General features: G+C 59.9%; 1 protein-coding gene. It reads right to left on the reverse strand.

All coding sequences use genetic code 11. The annotated features are described in order from the left end of the window. Window positions 1-26 precede the first annotated feature (26 nt). On the reverse strand, window positions 27-431 hold a 405-nt coding region (locus tag G6018_RS12790), incomplete at its 5' end, for a cytochrome P450 (protein ID WP_182639800.1).

Below are 431 nucleotides of genomic sequence, written 5' to 3' on the forward strand. Positions count from 1 at the left end.
ACCGATGATGAGGGCTCGCTGCGATGTCATGTTCCGGATTTCGGGGTGAGGCGCACCATCATCTTGCTGATACCCCGCACGAAGTTGGACTGCACGTACTCGGGTTCGCCGACGACCTCGATGTTCTCGAAGCGGGGGAGCAGCTCTTCCCAGAGGATCCGCAGCTGCATTTCGGCCAGTCGGTTGCCCATGCACCGGTGTACGCCGAATCCGAAGGCGATGTGGTTACGGGCGTTGGCCCTGTCGATGATGAAGTCATCGGGCCGCTCGAACACACGCTCGTCGCGGTTGCCCGAGGCGTACCACATCACGACCTTGTCGCCCTTACGGATGAACTGACCGTTCAAGATAGTGTCAGTCTTGGCGATTCGGCGCATGTAGGCCAGCGGCGTTTGCCACCGGATTATCTCGGAGACCATGTTGGGGATCAG

Origin of the sequence: Dietzia sp. DQ11-44 (assembly GCF_014145205.1) — a bacterium.
GTDB lineage: Bacteria > Actinomycetota > Actinomycetes > Mycobacteriales > Mycobacteriaceae > Dietzia > Dietzia natronolimnaea.